Origin of the sequence: Pseudomonas morbosilactucae (assembly GCF_023241715.1) — a bacterium.
Classification (GTDB): Bacteria; Pseudomonadota; Gammaproteobacteria; order Pseudomonadales; family Pseudomonadaceae; genus Aquipseudomonas; species Aquipseudomonas morbosilactucae.
The window spans coordinates 31127-54559 of sequence record NZ_JALQCW010000007.1; the positions used below are offsets into that span (position 1 = coordinate 31127).

A 23433-nucleotide genomic window follows, 5' to 3' on the forward strand; every position below is an offset into this window, starting at 1 on the left:
TTACTGCGCGGTGTAGATCTGGTCGAACACACCACCGTCATTGAAGAATTTCGGTTGCGCAGTTTTCCAGCCGCCGAAGTCCTTGTCGATAGTCACCAGGTCCAGTTTCGGGAATTGCTGGGCGTATTTGGCCGCCACCTTCTCGTCACGTGGACGATAGAAGTTTTTCGCCGCAATTTCCTGGCCCGCCGGGCTGTACAGGTGTTTCAGGTAGGCTTCGGCGATTTGCGTGTTGCCCTTTTTCTCGGCGTTCTTGTCGACCACGGCCACCGGTGGCTCGGCGAGGATCGACAGCGAAGGCACCACGATGTCGAACTTGTCGGCACCGCCATCTTCTTTCAGGGCCAGGAAGGCTTCGTTTTCCCAGGCCAGCAACACGTCACCCTGACCGTTGTTGACGAAGGTAATGGTCGAACCGCGAGCGCCGGTGTCGAGGATCGGCACGTGTTTGAACAGCTCTTTCACGTATTCCTGAGCCTTGGCTTCGCTGCCACCGGCTTTCAGGCCGTAGGCCCAGGCGGCGAGGAAGTTCCAGCGGGCACCGCCGGAGGTTTTCGGGTTCGGCGTGATCACCGACACGTCTTTCTTGATCAGGTCACCCCAGTCCTTGATGCCTTTAGGGTTGCCCTTGCGCACCAGGAACACGATGGTCGAGGTGTACGGGGTGCTGGCGTCCGGCAGGCGGGTCTGCCAGTTTTCCGGCAAGGTCTTGCCCAGCTTGGCGATTTCGTCGATGTCGCCGGCCAGGGCCAGGGTCACCACGTCGGCACGCAGGCCGTCGATCACCGCACGGCCCTGTTTACCGGAGCCGCCGTGGGATTGCTGGATCTTCACGTTGTCGCCCGGGTGTTCCTTTTTCCAGAAGCTGGTGAATTCAGCGTTGTAGTCCTGGTACAGCTCACGGGTCGGGTCGTAGGACACGTTGAGCAGCTCGTAATCTTTGGCAACGGCGGAACCGGCAAAAACGGCGCTGGCGAGGGCAGCCAAGGCATAGTGACGAATCGAAGACATGGTGAAGCTCCTGAAATTTTTTGACGTGTTGGCTTTTCTTATGGCGCTTCAGGCCCGCATTCGTGCTTGAACGCTCTTCATTCTGCTGGGGGTCATGGCTGACGCCCTCCGGTTGTCCAGTCGGGCCTCTCGATCACGAGAGGGTGACGCGGAATTCAGCTGGGTTTGTTGCCGGGGTTTTGCAGACGGAATTTCTCTTTGCGCTCGATCTGCACGACCTGGGCGTTGTGCACAGTGATTTCCACTGCGCCGAAACGCAGATCGCGCAAGGCGCTTTGAATCTCGCGCAGGATGGTTGCTTCGTCCTGGCCGTCGACGCTACGTAGAGATGCGCTCATGGTTGCTGCTCCTGAATGGGATGTGCCGGGCAGTGGCGGCACTGCTGGTGGCGTGGAGCAATAGTAGATAGCCGCGGATATTCTTAAAAATACTATTTAAGAATGTTTATATAACTAAAAACACAATCCCTTGCAGGCCCTGTGCTGCCTGCGTTTGCACAGCCCAGGGGGTGATTCGCACGGGTCATGGAAGTGGCCCCAGGCCACCCGGGGAGGGGGCGTGGGGCATTCCCGGGCGGGCGCCCGGGAGTGAAGGAAGGGTTCGAACAAGCGAATCAGTGGATCGCCGGTGCCTTGTTCCAGTCCAACTGCGCGGCCGGTACCGGGCGGCCGAACCAGTAGCCCTGGGCCAGGTCGCAGCCTTGGTCGAGGAGAAAGCGCGCCTGCTCCATCTGCTCGATGCCTTCGGCATGAACCTGCATGCCCATGCTTTGAGCCAGGGCGATGATGACCCGGGAAATCGCCGCGTCGTCCTCATCAGACGGCAAGCCGGCGACAAACCCCTGGTCGATCTTGAGTTTTTGCACCGGCAGGCGCTTGAGCCGCAGCAGGGACGAGTAACCGGTGCCGAAGTCGTCGATGGCCAGGCGTACCCCCAGCTCACGCAGGCGATGCATCTGCTCAAGGGCCACTTCCGGGTCTTCCATCACGGCGCTTTCCGTGACTTCCAGCTCCAGGAAAGCCGGGTCCAGGCCGGTGTCGTGCAGCACCTGGGCCACTTGCTGGTACAGCTCACGTCGGGCGAACAGGCGCGACGACACATTCACTGCGAGAAATGACAACACCACCCCGTCCGCCTGCCACTGGCACATCTGCTGGCAAGCGTGCTGCATGACCCAGGCGTCGATCTCGGCAATCAGCCCGGTGCGCTCGGCAATCGGGATGAACTCCGCCGGCGACACCAGGCCACGCTCGGGATGCTCCCAGCGCACCAGAGCCTCGACGCCGATCAAGCGGCTGCTCTTGAGGTCGTGCACCGGTTGGTAGAAGACCCGCAACTCCTGCTGCTCCAGGGCCCGGCGCAGTTCGAAGGCGATTTCCACCCGCTGCTGGGCATGGGCGGTCAGCTCTTCGGTGTACAAGGCATAGCCGTCGCGACCGGCACTCTTGGCCTTGAACAGGGCCGAGTCGGCATTGCGCAACAGCTGTTCGGCGCTCAGGGCGTCACTGGGGAACAGGCTGATGCCGATGCTGGCGTTGATAAACAGTTGATGCCCCTCCAGCTCGAATGGCTGCTTCAGGCCGTCGATGATCCGCTGGGCCAGGGCGGCCGCCTGCACCAGCTGCGGGCAGCTCTCGGCCAGCACGGCAAACTCGTCGCCGCCCAGGCGCGCCAAGGTAATACCCGGGCCGAACATGCCTTGCAGGCGCGCAGCCACGGCCTTGAGCAATTGGTCGCCCAGGGTGTGGCCGAGGCTGTCGTTGATCATCTTGAAATGATCCAGGTCGATCAGCAGCAAGGCGCAGCCGCGCTTGTGGATCTGCGCCGACGCCAGGGCCTGTTCGGCACGGTCGGTGAACAGCAGGCGGTTGGGCAGGTCCGTGAGGGGATCGTGGTGGGCCAAGTGGGCCAGTTCGTGCTCGGAATCCTTGATCGCGCTGATGTCGGAGAACACCGCCACATAGTGGCTGAGCTGGCCGTGATCATCCTGGATAGCGCGGATGGTCTGCCATTGCGGGTAAATCTCGCCGCTCTTGCGGCGGTTCCAGATTTCCCCGCTCCACTCGCCAGTGGCCTTCAGGGTCTGGAACATCGCCTGGTAGAAATCCAGGGAATGGTGGCCGGACTTGAACATGCTGGGCTGGTGGCCCAGGACTTCCTCACGCTGGTAACCGGTGATTTCCATGAAGGCCCGGTTGACGTGGACGATCTGGCCGCGAGTATCGCTGACCAGCACCCCTTCGCGGGTGCAGTCGAATACCGCTGCCGCCTGGCGCAGACGCTCGCGGTCTTCACGCTGGTGGCGCAGGCCGCGGTCGCGCCCAGAAAGCGCAACAATCGGGCCCGGGCACAAAAGATCAGCGCCGCGCTGACCGTCACCCAGACATAACCATTGATCAGTTGCCAACGCGCCAGGTCCGCTGACTCATCGAAGAAACTGCTCAATAAATGATCACTCACCTGCAACCACACTATCGATAGCAGCAGGTAGAGCAGTGCGGCACGCAAGCCATTGCGATAAGAGACCGACATAAGGTCGTCTATGTCCTTACGAAAAGTTCGGGATTATAGAGGAAGAAACATTCCGCCACTCTTATCTGAAAGGCCGACTGGTTTTCTGCCGGGTGTTAGTGATAATGCGAGGGCTGTTTTTCTTTATCGAGGGCCCTATAGCCTATGTGGTACGAAGGTTTGCTTGGCTTGTCGCCTTGGCAATTGGTGGCAGTCACCCTGTTAATGACCCACGTGACCATCGTCGCTGTCACGGTCTATCTGCATCGCTACTCTGCCCATCGCTCCCTGGAGCTGAACGCCGGGCTTAAACACTTCTTCCGCTTCTGGCTGTGGCTGACCACGGCGCAGAACACCCGCGAGTGGACCGCCATCCACCGTAAGCACCACGCCAAGTGCGAAACCGTCGATGACCCCCATAGCCCGGTGATCAAGGGCCTGTCCACGGTGCTGCGCAAAGGCGCCGAGCTGTATCGGGAAGAAGCCCAGAACCCCGAAACCCTGCGCATCTACGGCAAGAACTGCCCGGAAGACTGGATCGAACGCAACCTCTACAGCCGCTACAAAATGGCCGGTATCGCCTTGATGGCGGTGATCGACTTGCTGCTGTTCGGCACCATCGGCATCACCATCTGGGCGATCCAGATGATGTGGATTCCATTCTGGGCCGCCGGGGTGATCAATGGCCTGGGCCACGCCGTGGGCTATCGCAACTTCGAATGCCGCGACGCCGCCACCAACCTGGTGCCGTGGGGCATCATCGTCGGCGGTGAAGAGCTGCATAACAATCACCACACCTACCCCAACTCGGCCAAGCTCTCGGTGAAAAAATGGGAGTTCGACATGGGCTGGGCCTGGATCAAGCTGTTCAGCTTCCTGCGCCTGGCCAAGGTCCAGCGGGTTGCGCCCATCGCCCACCGAGTGGAAGGCAAGGGCCACCTGGACATGGACACCGCCATGGCGATCCTCAACAACCGGTTCCAGATCATGGCCCAGTACCGCAAGCTGGTGATCGCGCCGCTGGTCAAGCAGGAGCTGGAGAAGGTCGACCATTCGGTACGTCATCAATTCCACCGTGCCAAGCGCCTGCTGTCGCGGGAAACCAGCCTGCTGGATGACCGTCACCATGTGCGTATCCAGACCATGCTGGAGCACAGCCAGGCCCTGAAAGTGATCTATGAAAAGCGCCTGGCGCTGCAACAGATCTGGGCCAAGACCAGCTCCAACGGTCACGACATGCTGGCAGCGATCAAGGACTGGGTACACGAGGCCGAGGCCAGCGGGATTCAGTCCCTTCGCGACTTCGCCAACCAGTTGAAAACCTACTCCCTGCGCCCCGCCACTGCCTGACGCCGTTGATCGGTGCGCCCCACTCTGGGGCGCACCGTTCGGAACTTAGCGGCAAATCCCCTATCTCAAGGAACACTTCGCCATCCAGGCGGGCTTTGTGTGGCCGCTGTTGAATACCGCGCGGCACGTCTTTGAGATTTGTGCCGATGGTCAACAAAAACCTAGAAACACCATCTTCCTTCCTCCCCCAGTGGCCCGAGGCCGCGCAGACCCTTATGGCGCTGATGCATGCCCAGGGTGAAGTCGCTCGCCTGACCGAACGCGAGCAGTTATTCAGCTCCTTGCTGGTCAGCGTCAACGCCGTGCTGTGGGCCTTCGACTGGGAGGCGCGCCAGGTGCTGTATGTCAGCCCCGCCTATGAGCGCATCTTCGGCCGCGCCGCCGGTCGCTTGCTCGCGGACTTCAACGAATGGCGCGACAGCATCTACCCCGATGACCTGGATTACGCCGAGCGCAGCCTGGCCCAGGTCCTGGAAACCGGTGCCGTGGAAGACCGCGAATACCGCATCCTCGATGCTCAGGGGCAAGTCCGCTGGCTCAGCGACAAGTGCTTTATCAACCGCAATGCCGAGCCCGGCGAGCGGGTGATCATCGTCGGCATCGCCGAAGACATCACCGAGAAGAAGCAACTGGAAGCCGAGTTGCAGCGCCTGGCCACCACCGATGTGCTGACCCAGAGCAGCAACCGCCGGCACTTCTTCGAGTGCGCCCACCATGAGTTCGAGCAGGCCCGCCTGCAAGGCGCGCCCCTGGCGTTCCTGCTGCTGGATATCGATGACTTCAAGGTGATCAACGACAGCTACGGCCACCCCGAGGGCGATCTGGTCCTGCAGCGGGTGGCCGAAAGCGGCCGCGCCGCACTGCGCCGTGGCGACCTGTTCGGGCGCATTGGCGGAGAGGAGTTCGCAGCGGTGTTCCCCGGGTGCTCGCCGGATATGGCACAGCAGGTCGCCGAACGGCTGCAACGGGAGATCCAGCGCCAAAGCTTCAGCCACGGCGGCCAGAGCTTCAGCATCACCGTCAGCCAGGGCCTGACCAGCCTGCTGCCGGAAGATGAAACCCTCGACAGCCTGTTCGCCCGCGCCGACGCCGCCATGTACGAAGCCAAGCGCCAGGGCAAAAACCGTATTGTCACCGGGTAACCGAGGGTGGTTGCTCGCACGTAGGCCGTTTCGCCGGTACCCCGGCTTTCAGGGAAACGTTGGATGGACAAGGAGCAGTTGCTTAGGCGCGTGAACAGCAAGCGCAATGGTTGTCGGGGCAAGCGTTTGGTATGCGTGCTGATTGGCTTGGCATTTTTGGTGCTGGGCGTGGCGCTGGCGCTGCGCAACGGGCCACACCCGGCGCAGTTGCTGACGCTGATTCCTGCGTGGCCGTTTTTCTACCTGGCATTTTTTGCCGAAGACCAGACCGTCGAAAGCTGGTTCGATCTGTGCGCTAGCCTGGGTAATTGATAGGGGCCGGCAGGCGCCAGGGCAAAAACCGCATCGTCACCAGGTAATCAAAGGTGATTACCTTCTTGTAGGAGCTGGCTTGCCAGCGATGGCGTCATTGAGGGCGCTATCGCCAGCAAGCCGGCGCCTACAGGGGATTAGCTTTTACGTAGGCGCGCCAATTCCGGCAGGCCGATCTTCAGCAGGCGCGCGGTCTTGCTCCGGGCCACCTCTTCAGCGCCTTCATGGCTTCCCAGGCGTGCCAACTGCGCCGCCAGATTCATCGCCAGCGCCTCGCGGGAATAGACCCCGCCGCCCAGGGCATAAACCGAAGCGATCAGTTCCCGCAACTCCAAGGGCATGCGCCAGCGGGTGCGCAACGCCGAGCCGTAGGCGGCGCTGAACTCATCCAGGGCGTCACCGATCTCTTCCTGGTCATCCAGTGCTCCCCCCGCCTGCTTCCACTCCTGCAGGCAGCGCAGCAACGCTAGATCACCCAGCCGATGCAGCAACCCGGCGCAGTAGCAACGCTCCTGGTCCAGGTCCAGCAAGCGCGCCAGGCTGCGACCATATTCCGCGGTGTGCAGCGACAGGTTCCAATAACGCTCGGCGTAGTCCGCCAGGGCCGGGTCGCTCAAGCGCGCGCTGCGCTTGAGGGCCAGGCCGAGGATCAGGTTCATGCTTTGCCCGGTCCCCAGCCGCTGCAGCGCCTGGCCCAGGGTCTGCACCCCATCGCCATGGTGCTGGGCGGCACTGTTGGCCGCGGCGATCAGCACCGCCGTGATCTGCGGGTCCGTGCGCACTTCATCTTCCAGCAGGCGGATGTCCAGGCCCTGGGGGTTGAGGCTGCGCTTGACCGCCAGTTGTACGTCGGTCAGCAGCGGCGCACCGTCGGCGACATCACGACGGCGCTCCAGGAAGGTCCACAGGGTCATGCCTGGGGCCAGGGCCGGCACTTCGCACGCTACCTCCTGCCCGGCATCCAGCAGCAGGCCCTGCAGGCGCTGGGTCAGGCCTTCCATGTTGAGAGGCTTGGTCAGGTAGGCGGTGGGCGCTAGCGGCAAGGCCTCGCGTACGCTGGCACTGTCGCTGCGCGAGCTGAGGAGGATAAAGGGCAGCACCGGGTTGCGCTTGCGCTGGCGCACACTGCGCAACACGCTGAGGCCATCGACGCCCGGCAATTCCCAATCGGCAATCACCAGGTCAAAAGATTGGGTGCCTAACAACTCCAGGGCTTCCTGGCCATTGGCACAAACGTCCAGCCGTGCGTCACAGCGCACGTTCAACAACACCTGTTTCAGCAGATCCCGGGACCAGGGGTCGGCCTCGGCAATCAACACACGGGGTACAGCAGGCAATTCCACAGCCGTCATGCAAAACGCTCCTGGAACAATCCTTTGCACCTTAGATCAATGCGACGCTTTGCATAAAGGGCAAATGGCTTTCAAGCTGGCCGATGACGAAAAAAAACCCGCCGATGCGGGTTTTTTTGTCGATCAGGTCACAGTCGATCAGAGTTCCGAGAAGCACTCTTCGATGATCGCCAGGCCTTTATCCAACTGCTCGTCCGGCGAGGTCAGCGGAACCAGAACCCGCAGCACGTTGCCGTAGGTGCCGCACGACAGCAGGATCAGGCCCTTGTCGCGAGCCTTGGCCACGACCTGCGCCACAGCGGCGGCGTTCGGCTTGTGGCTGTCGCCGTTCTCGAACAGCTCGACCGCGATCATCGCGCCCAGGGCACGCACTTCACCGATCACCGGGTACTTGGCCTGGATGGCCTTCAGGCCACTGACCAGACGCTCGCCCACGGCCTTGCAGCGGTCCAGCAGGTGCTCTTCTTCAAACACTTCCATCACCGCCAGCGCAGCGGCGCAAGCAATCGGGCTACCGGCGTAGGTGCCGCCCAGGCCGCCTGGAGCAATGGCGTCCATGTATTCAGCCTTGCCGCAAACACCGGCCAGCGGGAAACCGCCCGCGATGGATTTGGCGAAGGTGGTCAGGTCGGCAGCAACGCCCATCTGTTCCATGGCGAAGAAGGTGCCAGTACGGCCAGCGCCGGTCTGTACTTCGTCAGCGATCAGCAGGATGCCGTGTTGGTCGCACAGGGCACGCAGACGCTTCATGAACTCTTTTGGCGCGACGTAGAAACCGCCTTCGCCCTGGACCGGCTCGATGATGATCGCAGCGATATCACGGGGCTCGGCGTCGTTCTTGAAGATGCGCTCGATGCTGGCGATGGAGTCGTCGATGCTCACGCCATGCAGTTCGTTCGGGTACAGGGCGCGGAACACGCCGCCCGGCATCAGGCCCATGCCGGCCGAGTACGGCACGACTTTACCGGTCAGGCCCAGGGTCATCATGGTGCGGCCGTGGTAGGCGCCGGTGAAGGCGATCACGCCAGCGCGGCCGGTGGCGGCACGGGCGATTTTCACGGCGTTCTCGACCGCTTCGGAACCCGTGGTCACCAGCAGGGTTTTCTTGGCGAAATCACCCGGGATCTTGGCGTTGATCTTTTCGCACACTTCCACGTACGGCTCGTAGGCCAGAACCTGGAAGCAGGTGTGGGTCAGCTTGTTCAGTTGCTCGGTCACTGCGGCGATGATTTTCGGGTGCACGTGACCGGTGTTCAGCACGGCGATACCGCCGGCGAAATCGATGAACTCGCGACCTTCAACGTCGGTCACGGTGGCGTTCTTCGCCGACTCGGCGAAGATCGGGTGAATCTGGCCAACACCGCGCGGTACAGCGGCTTCACGGCGTTTCATCAGGGATGCGTTGGTCTTGCTCATAGTGTCCTCATTCACCGCTGCAACAGCGGTGTGGTTCAAGGGTTGCGGGGCGGGGAGGCGCCTGCGGCAGCATGCGATGATCGACTGCGGCAGGGGTCCCGGGCCACCTTGAATAGTGCGTTTTTACAACGGCGCAAAGGGACAGCGCTCTCGTGCCCCTTGCGCTTGAAACCGGATCAGATACCCAGGCAGAGGTATTTGATTTCCAGGTAATCCTCGATCCCGTACTTGGAACCTTCACGGCCCAGGCCCGAGGCCTTGATGCCGCCGAACGGCGCCACTTCGTTGGAGATCAAACCGGTGTTGACGCCAACCATGCCGTATTCCAGGGCTTCCGCCACACGGAACACCCGGCCCAGGTCGCGAGCGTAGAAGTAGGACGCCAGGCCGAACTCGGTGTCGTTGGACATGGCGATGACTTCGGCTTCGTCTTTGAAGCGGAACAGCGGCGCCAATGGACCGAAGGTTTCTTCCTTGGCCACGGCCGCGTTTTTCGGCACGTTGGTGAGGATGGTCGGTTCGAAGAAGTTGCCTTCCATCGACTTGCCACCCGCCAGCAGGGTCGCGCCTTTGCTCAGGGCGTCGGCGATGTGTTCCTTGACCTTGGCCACGGCTTTTTCATCGATCAGCGGGCCGGTGGTGGTGCCTTCTTCCAGACCGTTGCCGATCTTCAGCTTGGCCACCGCGACTTTCAGCTTCTCGGCGAACGCGTCGTAGACCGAATCCTGGATGTACAGGCGGTTGGCGCAGACACAGGTCTGGCCGTTGTTGCGGTACTTGGAGATGATCGCGCCTTCGACGGCCTTATCCAGGTCCGCGTCGTCGAACACGATAAACGGCGCGTTGCCGCCCAGCTCCAGGGACACTTTCTTGATGTCCTTGGCGCATTCGGCCATCAGCTGGCGACCGATTTCGGTGGAGCCCGTGAACGACAGCTTGCGCACGATCGGGTTGCTGGTCAGCTCGCCGCCGATGTCGCCAGCACTGCCGGTAACCACGCTCAGCACGCCTTTCGGAATGCCGGCACGGTGCGCCAGTTCCACCAGGGCCAAGGCCGAGAATGGGGTTTGCGAAGCAGGCTTGATGACCATGGTGCAACCGGCGGCCAGGGCCGGGCCGGCTTTACGGGTGATCATCGCTGCCGGGAAGTTCCACGGGGTGATGGCTGCGGTCACGCCGATCGGCTGCTTGATCACGATCAGGCGCTTGTCGGGCTGGTGGCCCGGAATCACGTCACCGTAGATGCGCTTGGCTTCTTCGGCGAACCACTCGATGAAGGAAGCCGCGTAAGCGATTTCGCCCTTGGCTTCGGCCAATGGCTTGCCCTGCTCCAGGGTCATCAGGCGACCGAGGTCGTCCTGGTTTTCGATCAGCAATTCGAACCAGCGGCGCAGCTTGTTGGCGCGCTCTTTGGCGGTCAGGGCACGCCAGGCTGGCAGGGCGTTGTCGGCGGCTTCGATGGCACGACGGGTTTCAGCGGCACCCATCTTCGGCACGGTGCCGATGATTTCGCCAGTGGCCGGGTTGTTCACTTTGATCGTCTGGCCATTGTCCGCGTCGACCCAGGCCCCATCGATAAAGGCTTGTTGACGGAACAATTGGGCGTCTTTGAGCTGCATGTCGGCTTCCTTAACAGCACCGCGCATACGCGGGGCGAATTGTGATTGTTGAAAGGCGCCTGGCAGAGGTCGAAAGCGCTGGCGCTTTCGTCCATCGGTCATCAGGCTGCCGTCAGGGAAATCATTCACTGGGCTGAAGCACAGAAAGAGCGCACTGAGGATAGACGTGCGGTTCAGCGCCCAGATTGAGAGCGTTTGAAATCTCAAACGAATCCTAGGATCAAAGGGGGTAAAGGACAATAGCCTGTTCGAAAAAAAGAACGTGAACGGTTGCCTGGTCGAATATTTCGGATAAACGTCACTCAGACGACAGATACAAAAACGCCCTTGTCACCCCGTCAGAGGTGGCAAGAACGTTGGCGTGGTCACCCTGTGGAACCGGGTGTTCAAGCCTTCAGGACTTAAAGGAATTGAGCAGGGTCAGCAGACTCCTGAGGTCATCGGGCATCCCGCGCTGGGCGATGCTCTCGGTCGCTTCCGCACCGGCGCAACTGTCGACACCATCGACGAATGTCATCGGCTGCCAAGTGGGGCTGCGGGCCGCTGCCGATGCCCGGCCCCCCAGATTGATGGCTTGCCCAGAGCTCGCCTTGTCCGAGATATCCAACGATCCACGGAGCTTGTTATCGGCGGGTTTAATGACTTCTGCCTTGAGCTGCGGTCGGCCGGGTCGTTGCTGTTCAAGCAGCGCAAGAAGCTCTACTGGATGTTTCGGCAACTGGCCGTTAGCCGCCAGCGATGCGACGAATGGCTCCAGAATCTCCTTTTCATACGCCGTTAAGGGGCGCTTCAAATAAGCTTCGACAACTGAAATGATCGACTTCAAATGACTATCAGGGGTTTCTGTCATCGGATGCTCCCTCCCAGGGTGGCGTGCAAAGAAACAACCAGGCTATTGCCCACGGCCCCGACGAAGGGCCGAACAAGTGCACTAACGACCAGTGGCCGGGTCGAGCGGGTCCGCTGCCGCGCTCGCGGCCTCCCCGGCTGTCGGTACGGCGGCGCCGAGTAGCACATCGGCACTCAGTATCTGCAAACGATCCTCGGTGGCGGCGAGTTGATCGCCCTCGGCCGGGTGGTCGCTCATCTGCTTGAGCAATACGGCCTGGGCCGCCAGCGCCACCTTGCTGTCCGCAGCGAAGTAGCCGTCGGCCGATGGCGAGAGCCCGGGGGCCTGGCGGGCGCTCATATCCTGATCAAGGGACGTCGAAGGCGGGGCCAACACATCAGTGATTGGCGAATTAACGAGGGGGTCGGACACACATCACTCCTTGATAAACGGGGCTGTGCGACAGCGCCAAAGTGCAACGACAACAGCCGAATAAAAGTCGCCAAAGAACTCTAGCTCAACCTCACGACAGTGATAGCCCCATGACTTGCGCCACCGTCGCCACCCACAAGCCTTGAACAACGCCCTCAGCGCGGACCTTTTTCCGGCTGCCAAGCGCCCGACACCGCTCATAACGACGCGGCGCCCACCGCTGCCCACGAAACAAAAACCGGCGTGGACGCCCCGAGCGGACATGGGTATGATGTCGCCCGCACTGCATCCGTAGCTCAGCTGGATAGAGTACTGCCCTCCGAAGGCAGGGGTCGTGGGTTCGAATCCCGCCGGGTGCACCAGATTGCAAGCGAGACTTGTCCCAGACAGTCTACGAAACACCCTAAAAAGCCCGCCTTGTGCGGGCTTTTTTGTTTCTGGCGATCCATCCCTGTGTCGGCAGTCCCGCCTGGGCACACCAGCTTAAGCGCTCGGTTGAAGAGCGGCTGGCCACGCCATTTTCCGAATCATTCATCCCAAGAGACGCCGATCTCGTTCACCCAGCCTGCCATGTCCCTGCAGGCGGTGGTGACGAGCGTTTACACCCTTGGGAGGGACATCAGCACAGGGACACCCTTCAGTGAGCCCTGAACCCTTTGCTTGTAAGAGTCCGAGCCTTTGCTGATATAATGAGACGAATTCTCATTAACGTCTTTCATATCCCGTGCAATCCACTTCATCGGCAAACCACCACCGGCATCAGGCCATCTACCAGCTTTACAGCCACCACCACGGCTGGCTGCAGAACTGGCTGCGCAAGCGCTTGGGCAGTACCGCCGATGCTGCGGACCTGGCCCAGGATACGTTCGTGCGACTGCTCTGCAGTGCACCTGGCGAGCCGCTGAACTGCACGGCGCCGCGCGCCTATCTGGCCACTATCGCCAATCGCCTGACCATCAACCTCTACCGCCGCCGCTCGCTGGAGCAAGCCTATCTGGCCGCGCTGGCACAAATACCGGAAGACCTGGCGCCATCGCTGGAACATCAGGCGCTGGTGCTCGAAGCCCTCGACGAGATCGACCAGGTACTGGCCCTATTGCCCGCCAAAACCCGGCAGGCATTCCTGATGGCGCAGCTGGAGGGTTATACACAGGAAGAGATCGCCAGCCGGCTCAACCTCAGCGTGCGTTCGGTGCAACGCTACCTGGCGCGGGCGTTTGAAGAATGCATCGTGCTCGCCAGCCAGAGCGCGCAGTATGAGTAATACACCTATCGACCGGCGTATCGCCCGTGAAGCGGCCAACTGGTTCGTGCGCTTGCAGAACAGCAGCGCCGGCGCCGCCGAGCATGCCGCCGGCGCCGAGTGGCGGGCGCGACACGCTGATCACGAACGGGCCTGGCAACTGGCTGAGCGCTTCAGCGGCCGAGCCCAGCAGCTTGCCGGTGACGCCGGGCGGGCAGCTCTGGAGCGCCCGCGCAGCCTGGAGCGGCGGCAGGTGCTCAAGACCCTTGCGCTGCTGATCGTCGCCGCCCCGCTCGGCTTCGCAGCACACCGCAGCCTGCCGTGGCGCGAGTGGCAGGCAGACGAGCGTACCGCCACGGGTGAGCAACGCACCCTGCACCTGCCGGATGGCGGGCAGATTCGCCTGAACACCGGCAGCGCTGTCGATATCGCCTACGACGACAACGTTCGCCGCGTGCGCCTCATCGCCGGCGAGATGCTCTTCGAGGTCCCCCACGAGCAGGCAAGACGGCCGTTCATCGTCGATACCGCCGAAGCGGAAATCACCCTGCTCGGCAGCCGCCTTCTGGTGCGTCAGTACCCGCAGAGCACGTACCTTGCCGCACTGGAGGGCGCTGTCCAGATACGTCCGCGGCTGTCACGGGGGGATGATGGCCTGATGCGTCTGGCGGCCGGCCAGCAAACCCGGGTCAACAGCCTGGCTGCGGAGCCTGCAATGGCGCTGGCGCAAAATCGTCTCGACTGGCTCAGCAACGTGCTGCGCGCAGAAAAGATGCGCCTCGATGACTTCATCACGGAGCTGGATCGCTATCGACCGGGCCTGCTGCGTTGCGATCCGGCAGTGGCCGGGCTGCTGATCTCCGGCACCTTCCAGTTGCGCGACACCGACCAGATTCTCCGGGCCCTGAGCCAGACCCTGCCGGTGGACATCCATTACAGAACGTCCTACTGGGTCACCATCACGGCGCGCGAAAAAGTGTAATAAGAATCATTGTCGTGTTTTCCCCAGGCTGCGTGTCCCTCCCGTAACCACATCATTTTCACAGGGCGGGGACGAACACATGGCGACGACGCAGGGCATGCAACCACTGGCGCGGGCAGTACACGCTGCCGCACTGGGTCTGATCATCGCGGGCGGCAGCCTGACTGCAGCAGCGGCGCACGCCGTCGAGCAAAGCGCGCAGCAGAACCCTACCTATCATGTGCCAGCCGGCAACCTGAGCAGTGCCCTCTCCGAGTTCGCCAGCCAGGCGAATATCACCCTGCCCATCGAGCCGGGCCTGGTGGAAGGTTTGCGCAGCCCTGGCCTGAATGCCGCCACCAGCGTGGAAGGCGGCCTGCAGCAACTGCTCAAGGGCACCGGTCTGCAAGCCTCACCCCAGGGTAATGGTCTCTACCTGCTGGCACCGCAGGTCGCCGGCACAAGCCTGGAACTGGGCGCTACCAGCATTACCGGACAGGGCCTGACGGCGACCACCGAGAACAGCGGTTCCTACACCACCGGGACCATGCAGACCGCCACAAAGCTGCCCTTGAGCCTGCGCGAAACGCCGCAGTCGGTCAGCGTGGTCACCCGCAAGCGTATGGACGACAAGGCCATGACCAGCATCAGCGATGTTGTCAAAAGTGCGCCAGGGATTTTCCTCAATAACTCCGGTGGCGCTGGGCGGCCCACGTTCAGCGCTCGCGGTTTCGACGTCGACACCATCATGTACGACGGCTTTCCCACCAGCTTCCTGACCTACCTGCCGAGCGGTGAAGCCAACCTGGCCATGTATGACCGGGTGGAGATCGTTCGCGGGGCCGCCGGACTGACCCAGGGCGCCGGCAACCCTGCGGGCGCCATCAACCTGGTGCGCAAGCGCCCGACCCATAAGTTCCAGGCCACGCTCACCGGCAGTGCCGGTAGTTGGGATGATTACAGCGGCACCCTGGACGTCGGCGGCCCGCTCAATGAAAACGGCACCCTACGCGCCCGAACTGTGGTCTCGCGACAGGACGCCAAAAGCTTTCGGGACTCGGTGGAGAGTGATGCGGACCTGTTCTATGGCGTGGTCGACGCCGACCTGAGCGAAAGCACCACCCTGACGCTCGGTGCCTACCGGCAGAAGAACCACACCAACTACATCTGGGGTGGGTTGCCCATGGCCCGTGGCGGTGGTCATCTAGGGCTGCCACGCGACACCTTCCTGGGACATGACTGGGAATACTCGGACAACCGCACCACCGGCTATTTCGCCACCCTGGAGCACGGCTTCGCCAACGACTGGACGCTTCGCGTGGCTGCCATGCAGTCGAAGACCGATACCGACGTGCTGGCCTCTTCGGTATGGGAATACGACCGCCACTATCTATGGACGGAAGCCATGGAGCAGAAGGAAACCGGCTACGACGTGGCGCTCAGCGGCCCGTTCCAGATGCTAGGCCAAGAGCATGACCTGACGGTGGGCGTGAGCAAGCGCCAGCTGGATTATCGTTCCGGCGACGCCTGGAGCGCGTTCATCGACACGGGCAGCAATCCCTTTGAGTGGGATCCACGTGGTCATGCCAAGCCTGATTACGTCACTGGCGATAACGGCCTTCCCGAGACCACCACCCAGGACAGCGTCTATGCCAGCACCCGTCTGCGATTGACTGAGCCGATGTCGCTGATTCTCGGCGGCCGTTTGGACTGGTACGAATTCGAAGACCGCGCAAACACTGACGGCAGCTACAAGGTCACCCGCAACCTGACCCGTTATGCCGGCCTGGTGTATGACCTGGACGCCAATCACTCGGTCTATGTCAGCTACACCGATATCTTCAAACCGCAGAGCAGCAAAGGCCTGGACAGGAAAGTGATCGCCCCGGTAGTGGGCGAGAACTACGAAGTGGGCATCAAGGGCGAATACTTTGATGGCGCGTTGAACGCCAGCATGGCTGTATTCCAGATCGACCAGAAGAATCGCGCCCAGGATCTGCCTGATTCCAAAGGTTGCGGATCAGGCGCCACCAGCGCCTGTTATGAGGCCGCCGGCCTGGTGCGCAGCCGCGGCATCGACCTGGAAATCCAGGGCGCCGTGACCGACAACCTGCAACTGGCTGCCGGTTACACCTACACCCAGACCCAGTACGTCAGCGACGCCACCGCCTCACGAGAAGGCGAAGACTTCGACCGCAAGAAACCGCGTCAACTATTCAAACTGTCCACGATCTACACCCTGCCCGATGAGCTGCAACGCTGGCGCATTGGCGGTGATGTCTACCAGCAGAGCAGCATCCGCACCTCGGGGGGCACCGGTGCCACGGCATGGAAAAACCAGCAGGGCTCGTACACGGTGGTCGGCCTGGTGGCCGGCTACAAAGCCAGCGAGCACCTGGACCTGCAACTCAACGTCAACAACCTGTTCGACCGTACCTACTACAGCAGCGTGGCCAATGGAGCCTACAGCCCGTACGACATCTACGGCGACCCACGCAATTTAAAACTGACTGCGCGCTACAGCTTCTAAAAAGCGCTGCGTCGCCCGCGTCCAGGGAAGGACATGGGCCGACTCGACTGCAACGGATGGAGCCATAGGGACCGCCAAGAAGCACCCGCAAGGCAACTTCATAACCGTCCCTTTCCCCTCATCGCTGCGCCCTCTCGCGCAACATCGTCAGGAAAATCTCCAGCTCCCGACTCAGCGGTTCATCCTTCCTCAGCATCACCCCGAATGGGCTCAACTGTTCTTCGATTTCCAGGTCCAGGGCGGTCAGCAAGCCGGTGTGGACGTGGTCGCGGACCACGGTGTCGGTCAGGACCAGGATGGCGTCGGTGATTTGTACCAGTTGCAGCATGGCGAAGACCGAGGTGCATTCAATGACGTCGCTGGGGGAGGCGACGTCGAGGCGGGCGAAGGCGTTTTCCAGGGCGACGCGGGCGGGGCTGGTGTCGGGCTGGAGGATCCAGGGCCAGGCTTCGACCATGTCCGCCAGGTCAGGGGCAGCGACCTGGGTCAGGGGGTGGCCGGCGCGCACGACCACGGCCAGGTGTTCGTTGCCCAAGGGTTCGAAGGCGAAGCGTTGGCGGTCTTGGGCGTGGGACAGGCGGGCGATGGCGACGTCGATGCGGCGCTGGTCCAGCAGTTCGCTGAGCTGGTCGCTGGTGTCGCCCATGATCCGCAGCCGCAGCAGCGGGTGGCTGGCTTTCATTTCAGCGATGGATTGCACCACCAAGTCCGGCACCGCGCCCATGATCGCGCCCACCGACAGGTAGCCATAACCACCGGCCTGGCGGTCGGCCAGGTCTTCGGCACAGCGCTCCAGGCCGTTGAGGGCGGCGCGGGCGAAACGCAGCAGTTCTTCACCAAGCACGGTGGCGCGCATGCCTCGGGATTGACGCTCGAACAGGGTGCAGCCGAAGGCTTCTTCGATTTCCTGGAGCATGCGCGTGGTGGCCGGCTGCGACATGTTCAAGGCTTCGGCCGCGCGGTGCAGGTTCTGGCTGTTGCCCAGGGTCACCAGCATCAGCAGGTGTTTGTAGCGCAGGCGATTGAACAGGCTGCGGGCAGTGATCGGCGTCGACATAAAGGCACCTTGTTTGTTGTTCTGATACCCGCAGGGTATCGCAACGGGCCAATCCACTATTAGCTTTTGCGCGACGGGTTTGTTATTCCACTGCCCTCGACAATAACAATGGAGACCGCCTGTGAGCGCCCTCGCCCCCGCCGCTTATACCGGCCCGATCATTGACAGCCATATCCACCTGTTCGACCCGCGCCGCCCCGAAGGCATCCCTTGGCCAACGCCGGCCGACAGCATCTATGCAGCGCACTTGCCCAGCGATTACTGGGCCCTGGCAGCGGACCACGGCATCACCGGGGTGATCGCCGTAGAGGCCAGCCCCTGGGTCGGGGACAACCGCTGGTTGCTGGAGACCCTGCGCGGCGATCCGCGGATGTTGGGTTTTGTCGGCAACCTGGACCCGGCTGATCGGGCGTTTCGCCAGGAACTGGAATGGCTGGAACAGGAGCCGCTGTTTCTCGGCCTGCGCTACGGCAACCTATGGGATCGGGACTTGCTGGAGGACCAGCACAAACCCGGGTTTATCGACAACCTGCGGGCCCTGGCCGACAGCGGGCGCAGCCTGGACAGTGCCAACCCGGACGGGCGCCTGCTGGATGGCCTGCTGCAACTCAGCGAGCGGCTGCCGGAGCTGCGGATCATCATCGATCACTTGCCCAATGCGCCGATCGAGCCCGGCGAGGAACAGGCCTTTGAACGCCGGGTACAGGCGTTGGCGCAGCGGCCCAATGTGTTCGCCAAGTTGGCGGAGATTCCGCAGGTGGGTGAACAGGGGGTGATTGTCGACCCGGGGTTTTATCGCGAGCGCCTGGATTTGCTCTGGCAGGCCTTTGGCGAGGACCGCTGCCTCTTTGGCAGTGACTGGCCCAACAGCGAACAGGTGGCGAGTTTCGACAGCACCTTGGGGTTGGTGCGCCGTTGCATGGCGGCCTATTCCCTGGAAGGCCAGGAGAAGTTCTTTTACCGCAATGCGGCGCGGGCTTACGGCCTGCAGTCATTCGCCCAGCCGCTATAGGCCTCGTAGGAGCCGGCCGGCGGGAGGCCTTTGGATAGTGCAGTGGCCTCAGGGAGGCAATCGCCGGCAAGCCAGGTCCTGCAACGGTGGGCAGGATCAGGCCGTCCCAATCGATACCCTGAGCGCATCGGTATTAAGTTTATTTGAATTAGTCTGCATCGATTCGCCTCCGTAGACTCAGCCCCATGCACTGAGGCAGCCCCTGCGCTGCCCCTCCTTTGCGCCTCGATAAATCCAATAAGGAACCGGCGTGATGAACAGCTTCCCTTTGCCTTGCCCAAGCACCAGCAACCCGCCCGATCTCCCCCGAATTCCTCGACGCCGCGGCTGACTTCTTCAGCCCGGGTCTTCGACTCGTCCGCACTTTGCCCCCTTTGCCTTGCAGGAGAGCTTCATGAGCACACCGACCATCAAGCACGTTCGCGCTTTCACCCTCACCGGAGGCGGCGCCGACTATCACGACCAGGCGCCGGCCACTGGATCGACGATCACATTTCCACCCCCATGGGCCGCTACCCCGAGTACCGCCAGAGCCGCCAGAGCTTTGGCATCAACGTACTGGGCACCCTGGTGGTGGAGATCGAAGCCAGCGACGGCAATGTGGGTTTTGCGGTGACCACTGGCGGTGAGATCGGGGCCTTTATCGTCGAGAAGCACCTGGCGCGTTTCCTCGAAGGGGCCAAGGTCACCGACATCGAAAAAATCTGGGACCAGATGTACCACGCGACCCTCTACTACGGCCGCAAGGGCATCGTGCTCAACACCATTTCCGGGGTCGACCTGGCGCTCTGGGACTTGCTCGGCAAGATCCGCAAAGAGCCCGTGCACCAACTGCTGGGCGGGGCGGTGCGCGACGAGCTGCAGTTCTACTGCACCGGCGCCCGCCCGGACCTGGCCAAGGAAATGGGTTTTATCGGCGGCAAGATGCCCCTGCAACACGGCCCCGCCGAAGGCGAGGAAGGCCTGCGCAAAAACCTCGAACACTTGGCCAATATGCGCGAGAAAGTCGGCGACGATTTCTGGCTGATGTTCGACTGCTGGATGAGCCTGGACCTGAACTACGCCACGCGCCTGGCCAAGGGCGCCGCCGAGTTCGGCCTGAAGTGGATCGAGGAGGCCCTGCCGCCAGACGACTATTGGGGCTACGCGGCACTGCGCAAGAACGTGCCGAGCGGCATGCTGGTGACCACCGGCGAGCACGAAGCCACGCGCTGGGGCTTCCGTATGCTGCTGGAAATGGGTTGCGCCGATATCATCCAGCCGGACGTGGGCTGGTGCGGCGGGATCACCGAGCTGATCAAAATCTCGGCCCTGGCCGATGCCCACAACGCGTTGGTGGTGCCCCACGGTTCGTCGGTGTACAGCTACCACTTCGTGATCACTCGCACCAACAGCCCGTTTGCCGAATTCCTCAATATGTCGCCCAAGGCCGACCAGATCGTGCCGATGTTCTCTCCGCAACTGCTGGGCGAACCGGTGCCGGTCAATGGCCGTATGCGCGCCTCGGTGCTGGACAAGCCGGGCTTCGGTGTCGAGCTCAACCCCGAGTGCGCCCTGCACCGCCCTTACCCCCGTTGATCGAGGACCGCTGCCATGCCGATCCGCGCCTTTCGCATGAACGTAAACCCCGGCCAGGAACAGGAGTACCTGCGCCGCCACGATGACATCTGGCCGGAGCTGGCGGACCTGCTGCGCGGCGCCGGGATCGAGGATTACCGGATTTTCCTCGACCCCGAGAGCCACGCGCTGTTCGCTGTGATGAGCCATCGGGAGCAACACGGCCTGGACGATTTGCCCGGGCACCCGGTGATGCAACGCTGGTGGCAGCACATGAAGGACATCATGCCCAGCCACGCCGACGGTTCGCCGCGCAGCGTGGACCTGCAGCCGGTGTTTCACCTGTCAGCCCTTTGAACCCTGCCGGTGCCTCGGCGCCGGCCTTGACCGCCCATAACAATAAAAAGGAACGCGCAACGTGGAAATCATTTTTCTGGGAGTGATCCTGCACTTTATCGGTGGCTTCGCCTCCGGCAGTTTCTATATCCCCTACAAGAAAGTCGGGGGCTGGGCCTGGGAGAGCTACTGGATCACCGGTGGCCTGGTGTCCTGGCTGGTGGTGCCGCTGATTGCGGCGCAGCTGACGGTGCCGGGCTTTGTCGAGATCCTGCGCAACGCCGACAGCATCACCCTGTTCTGGACCTACTTCTTCGGCGTGCTCTGGGGCATCGGCGGGCTGACCTTCGGCCTGACCATGCGCTACCTCGGCCTGTCCCTGGGCATGTCGCTGATCATGGGCCTGACCTCGGCCCTGGGCGCGCTGATGCCGCCGATCTACCGCGACCTGTTCACCGATGCCCAGGCCGGCACCTTCACCGAGATGCTCGGCAACCCCGGCGGCCATTGGGTGTTGATCGGTGTGCTGGTATCCCTGCTGGGCATCGCCCTGTGCGGCCGCGCCGGGCTGGTCAAGGAACGGGAAGTACCGGACAGCACCAAGTTCGAAAGCGTCAAGGAGTTCTCCCTGGCCAAGGGTGCCCTGGTGGCATTGATTTCCGGGGTACTCAGCGCCTGCTTCAGCTACGGCATCGCGGCCGGCCAACCCCTGGCCGAAGCCGCCATCGCCCACGGCGCCAACAGCCTGTTCCAGAACAACGTGACCTTCATGGTGATCATGTGGGGCGGCCTGACCACCAACGGCATCTGGTGCCTGTGGCTCAACTACCGCAACCGCACCTTCCACAACTACACCGACCGCTCCACCCCGCTGCTGCGCAACTACCTGCTGGTGGCCGCCGCCGGCACCCTGTGGTTCCTGCAGTTTTTCTTCTACGGCATGGGCGCCAGCCGCATGCACAACGACGCCAGCTCCTGGGTGCTGCACATGTCGTTCATTATCATCGTGTCGAATTTCTGGGGCCTGTACTTCCGTGAATGGCAAGGCACCAGCGCTCGGACCAAACAGGTGCTGCTGCTGGGCATCGCCGTGATCCTGGCGTCCATCGCCATGGTCGGCTACGGCAATTACCTGGGCTGATCCCACTTCCAAAGGAGTCTCTTTATGTTGCTCAAAGACAAGACCGTCATCATCACCGGCGCCTCCCGTGGCATCGGCCGCGCTGCAGCCCTCGAATGCGCCCGCCAGGGCGGCCGCGTGGTGGTCGCCCACAGCGGCAGCGCCCAGGGCCATGAAGCCGCCGCCAGCCTGCTCAAAGAAATCGAAGCCTTTGGCGGCCAGGCCATCCAGGTGGGCAGCGATGCCGCCGACCTGGACACCGGCGAGCGCCTGGTGGACGCCGCCGTCGAGGCCTTCGGCAGTGTCGATGTGTTCGTCAACAACGCCGGTATCTGCCCGTTCCACTCCTTCCTCGACATGCCGAAAGAGGTGTACCTGAAGACCGTCAACACCAACCTCAACGGCGCCTATTTCGCCGTGCAGGCCGCCGCCAACCAGATGAAACGCCAGGGCACCGGCGGCGCGATCATCGCCGTCAGTTCCATCAGCGCCCTGGTGGGCGGTGGCATGCAGACCCACTACACGCCGACCAAGGCCGGCCTGCATTCCCTGATGCAGTCCTGTGCCATCGCCCTGGGCCCGTACGGCATTCGCTGCAACTCGGTGCTGCCGGGCTCCATCGCCACCGACATCAACAAGGACGACTTCGCCAACCCGGAGAAGCGCGAGTACATGATCCAGCGCACGCCACTGGGCCGCTTGGGTGAGCCGGACGATATCGCCGGGCCGATCGTGTTCCTGGCCTCCGACATGGCGCGCTACGTCACCGGCGCCGCGCTGCTGGTGGACGGCGGCCTGTTCGTCAACCTGCAATAACCCGGGAGCCCCGCCATGCAGATGCCTCGCAATCGCTTCAAGGCTGCCCTCACCGGCGGCGACACCCAATACGGCCTGTGGGCCGGCTTCGCCACCGGTTATGCGGCGGAAATTGCCGCCGGCACCGGTTACGACTGGCTGCTGATCGACGGCGAGCACGCGCCCAACACCGTGCCCAGCATCCTCGGCCAATTGCAGGCCGTGGCGCCCTACCCCACGGCACCTGTGGTACGTGCAGTGAATGGCGACAGCACCTTGATCAAGCAACTGCTGGATATCGGCGTGCAAAGCCTGATGGTGCCCATGGTCGAAACCGCCGAACAGGCCCGCCAACTGGTGCGCGCCATGCGGTATCCGCCCCACGGCATTCGCGGCGTCGGCGGCGGCCTGGCCCGGGCCACGCGCTGGGACGGCGTACCCGACTACCTGGCCACCGCCCATGAAGAGCTGTGCCTGATCGTCCAGGTGGAGTCGCGCCTGGGGGTGGAAAACGTCGCCGAGATCGCCGCGGTCGAAGGCGTGCACGCCGTGTTCGTCGGCCCGGCGGACCTGTCCTCCGGCCTGGGTTTCCCCGGCAACCCGGGGCACCCGGACGTGCAGGCGCAGATCCGCACCGCCATCGACGCCACCCTGGCCGCCGGCAAGGTCGCCGGGATCCTCGCGCCCTTCGAAGAGGACGCCCGCCGCTACCGTGAATGGGGCTGCCAGTTCATTGCCGTGGGCATCGACATCAGCCTGTTCCGCCAGGCCGCACTGAGCAACCTGGCGCGCTATCGCGAGCCGGACAGCAGCGCCACCACCACCCCCTCCCGCACTTACTGAGTCGC

General features: G+C 62.6%; 19 protein-coding genes, 1 tRNA gene and 2 pseudogenes. 13 read left to right on the forward strand and 9 right to left on the reverse strand.

Features of this window, described 5'->3' with window-relative positions:
* From M1B34_RS04160 to dibA, 3 genes and pseudogenes are all read right to left on the reverse strand, one after another.
* Nucleotides 1-1011, reverse strand: coding sequence for a sulfate ABC transporter substrate-binding protein (locus M1B34_RS04160; RefSeq protein ID WP_123328924.1), 1011 nt, complete (start codon nt 1009-1011; stop codon nt 1-3).
* 155 nt (nt 1012-1166) lie between these two features.
* Nucleotides 1167-1349, reverse strand: a complete 183-nt coding sequence (oscA, locus tag M1B34_RS04165) for a sulfur starvation response protein OscA (RefSeq protein ID WP_007941032.1) — start codon at nt 1347-1349, stop codon at nt 1167-1169.
* A gap of 275 nt (nt 1350-1624) precedes the next feature.
* Nucleotides 1625-3543 (reverse strand): annotated as a pseudogene (gene dibA, locus M1B34_RS04170) (phosphodiesterase DibA).
* A gap of 144 nt (nt 3544-3687) precedes the next feature.
* Between dibA and desA the strand changes: the two are divergent.
* The 3 genes from desA to M1B34_RS04185 all read left to right on the forward strand — a co-directional run bounded on the left by desA (nt 3688) and on the right by M1B34_RS04185 (nt 6326).
* Nucleotides 3688-4872, forward strand: a complete 1185-nt coding sequence (desA, locus tag M1B34_RS04175) for a delta-9 fatty acid desaturase DesA (RefSeq protein WP_123328920.1) — start codon at nt 3688-3690, stop codon at nt 4870-4872.
* Between the two features lie 146 nt (nt 4873-5018).
* Nucleotides 5019-6014, forward strand: a complete 996-nt coding sequence (locus M1B34_RS04180; RefSeq protein ID WP_123328918.1) for a GGDEF domain-containing protein — start codon at nt 5019-5021, stop codon at nt 6012-6014.
* 63 nt (nt 6015-6077) lie between these two features.
* The gene (locus tag M1B34_RS04185; RefSeq protein WP_148053460.1) at nt 6078-6326 is read left to right on the forward strand and encodes a hypothetical protein; all 249 of its coding nucleotides are present in this window, start codon (nt 6078-6080) and stop codon (nt 6324-6326) included.
* A gap of 137 nt (nt 6327-6463) precedes the next feature.
* Here M1B34_RS04185 and M1B34_RS04190 read toward each other — a convergent pair whose 3' ends face one another.
* The 5 genes from M1B34_RS04190 to M1B34_RS04210 form a co-directional block, all read right to left on the reverse strand.
* The gene (locus tag M1B34_RS04190) at nt 6464-7678 is read right to left on the reverse strand and encodes a response regulator (protein WP_268264504.1); all 1215 of its coding nucleotides are present in this window, start codon (nt 7676-7678) and stop codon (nt 6464-6466) included.
* Between the two features lie 138 nt (nt 7679-7816).
* Complete coding sequence (gene gabT, locus M1B34_RS04195) at nt 7817-9094, reverse strand: 4-aminobutyrate--2-oxoglutarate transaminase (RefSeq protein WP_123328912.1); 1278 nt, start codon at nt 9092-9094, stop codon at nt 7817-7819.
* Between the two features lie 176 nt (nt 9095-9270).
* Nucleotides 9271-10713 (reverse strand): NADP-dependent succinate-semialdehyde dehydrogenase, encoded by a 1443-nt coding sequence (gabD, locus tag M1B34_RS04200; RefSeq protein WP_123328910.1) that lies wholly within the window; start codon nt 10711-10713, stop codon nt 9271-9273.
* A 394-nt stretch (nt 10714-11107) separates the two neighbouring features.
* Complete coding sequence (locus tag M1B34_RS04205; protein WP_123328908.1) at nt 11108-11563, reverse strand: hypothetical protein; 456 nt, start codon at nt 11561-11563, stop codon at nt 11108-11110.
* Between the two features lie 81 nt (nt 11564-11644).
* Nucleotides 11645-11974 (reverse strand): hypothetical protein, encoded by a 330-nt coding sequence (locus M1B34_RS04210; RefSeq protein ID WP_268264505.1) that lies wholly within the window; start codon nt 11972-11974, stop codon nt 11645-11647.
* Nucleotides 11975-12259: 285 nt separating this feature from the next.
* Here M1B34_RS04210 and M1B34_RS04215 point away from each other — a divergent pair.
* From M1B34_RS04215 to M1B34_RS04230, 4 genes are all read left to right on the forward strand, one after another.
* Nucleotides 12260-12336: transfer RNA gene (locus tag M1B34_RS04215), tRNA-Arg, on the forward strand.
* A gap of 362 nt (nt 12337-12698) precedes the next feature.
* Entirely contained in the window at nt 12699-13238 is a 540-nt protein-coding gene (locus M1B34_RS04220) for a sigma-70 family RNA polymerase sigma factor (protein WP_268264506.1), read from the forward strand.
* Complete coding sequence (locus tag M1B34_RS04225) at nt 13231-14199, forward strand: FecR domain-containing protein (protein ID WP_268264507.1); 969 nt, start codon at nt 13231-13233, stop codon at nt 14197-14199. Before M1B34_RS04220 ends, M1B34_RS04225 begins: the two co-directional genes overlap by 8 nt.
* 79 nt (nt 14200-14278) lie before the next feature.
* Entirely contained in the window at nt 14279-16708 is a 2430-nt protein-coding gene (locus tag M1B34_RS04230; protein ID WP_268264508.1) for a TonB-dependent siderophore receptor, read from the forward strand.
* A 118-nt stretch (nt 16709-16826) separates the two neighbouring features.
* Here M1B34_RS04230 and M1B34_RS04235 read toward each other — a convergent pair whose 3' ends face one another.
* The gene (locus M1B34_RS04235) at nt 16827-17765 is read right to left on the reverse strand and encodes a LysR family transcriptional regulator (RefSeq protein WP_123328878.1); all 939 of its coding nucleotides are present in this window, start codon (nt 17763-17765) and stop codon (nt 16827-16829) included.
* 121 nt (nt 17766-17886) lie between these two features.
* On the opposite strand from M1B34_RS04235, the gene M1B34_RS04240 reads away from it, so the two are divergent.
* The 6 genes and pseudogenes from M1B34_RS04240 to M1B34_RS04265 all read left to right on the forward strand — a co-directional run bounded on the left by M1B34_RS04240 (nt 17887) and on the right by M1B34_RS04265 (nt 23428).
* Nucleotides 17887-18777 (forward strand): amidohydrolase family protein, encoded by an 891-nt coding sequence (locus tag M1B34_RS04240; RefSeq protein ID WP_268264509.1) that lies wholly within the window; start codon nt 17887-17889, stop codon nt 18775-18777.
* A gap of 394 nt (nt 18778-19171) precedes the next feature.
* Nucleotides 19172-20355 (forward strand): annotated as a pseudogene (gene rhmD / locus M1B34_RS04245) (L-rhamnonate dehydratase).
* Nucleotides 20356-20370: 15 nt separating this feature from the next.
* Entirely contained in the window at nt 20371-20691 is a 321-nt protein-coding gene (rhaM, locus tag M1B34_RS04250; RefSeq protein ID WP_185039119.1) for an L-rhamnose mutarotase, read from the forward strand.
* 61 nt (nt 20692-20752) lie between these two features.
* A complete protein-coding gene (gene rhaT, locus M1B34_RS04255) occupies nt 20753-21811 on the forward strand; it encodes an L-rhamnose/proton symporter RhaT (RefSeq protein ID WP_123328875.1) in 1059 nt (352 codons plus the stop codon).
* A 24-nt stretch (nt 21812-21835) separates the two neighbouring features.
* Nucleotides 21836-22606 (forward strand): L-rhamnose 1-dehydrogenase Lra1, encoded by a 771-nt coding sequence (lra1, locus tag M1B34_RS04260; RefSeq protein WP_123328874.1) that lies wholly within the window; start codon nt 21836-21838, stop codon nt 22604-22606.
* Between the two features lie 15 nt (nt 22607-22621).
* Nucleotides 22622-23428 carry an HpcH/HpaI aldolase/citrate lyase family protein gene (locus M1B34_RS04265; protein ID WP_268264510.1) on the forward strand — a complete coding sequence of 269 codons (807 nt, stop codon included), beginning with the start codon at nt 22622-22624 and terminating at the stop codon, nt 23426-23428.
* The last annotated feature ends 5 nt before the right edge of the window (nt 23429-23433 follow it).